Raw genomic sequence first — 637 nt, forward strand, 5'->3', positions numbered from 1 at the left:
GGGGCGGGTCGGCGCAGAAGAAGCCTCGGAGATGCGCCGACACGCCCCGAGACGGCAACTGGGCCTCTATGCGATTTTCCTCATCGTGCGAGAAGCCCAGATCATCGACGGCATGATCGATCTCCTGGTGGAGACCATCCACAAGATCGGCGTGCGCTCAAAACGCAAGGTGGTTGCCGGCATCGCACGCGACATCGAGAAGGTTTATAGCAAGGAGCGGCTTCTGGTTGACATCGCGGGCGCAGCGATCGAGGCGCCAGACGGCCGGGTCTCTGAGGTGATCTTTCCGGTGGCGGGCCGCGAGAAGCTGGCGGCGATCGTCAAAGAACATCAGGCAAAGGGCACGCTCGAGCGCCGGATCTACCAGGTGATGCGCGGCTCTTATGCCAATCATTACAGGAGGATCCTGCCGAGGCTGCTTTCGGTTCTGGAATTCCGTTCGAATAACGCGGTACATCGGCCGGTGCTCGAGGCCCTGGATTGGATCAAGCGGACGCTTGAAAGTGGATGCCGCATCGTCCCCAGGCACGGCGTGCCGATCGAGGGTGTCATTCCGCCGAAATGGCGGAGCGCGATTATCGGCAAGGGCGGGCGCATCAACCGCATCAGTTACGGGCTGTGCGTTCTGAGCCAATTG

The 637-nt window shown here is 61.4% G+C and carries 1 pseudogene; it reads left to right on the top strand.

The window, feature by feature from the left end:
* Positions 1-637: pseudogene (locus tag EN780_RS39385) on the top strand (Tn3 family transposase); the annotation flags it as partial.

It is taken from the genome of Mesorhizobium sp. M4B.F.Ca.ET.089.01.1.1 (assembly GCF_004022605.1).
GTDB lineage: Bacteria > Pseudomonadota > Alphaproteobacteria > Rhizobiales > Rhizobiaceae > Mesorhizobium > Mesorhizobium abyssinicae.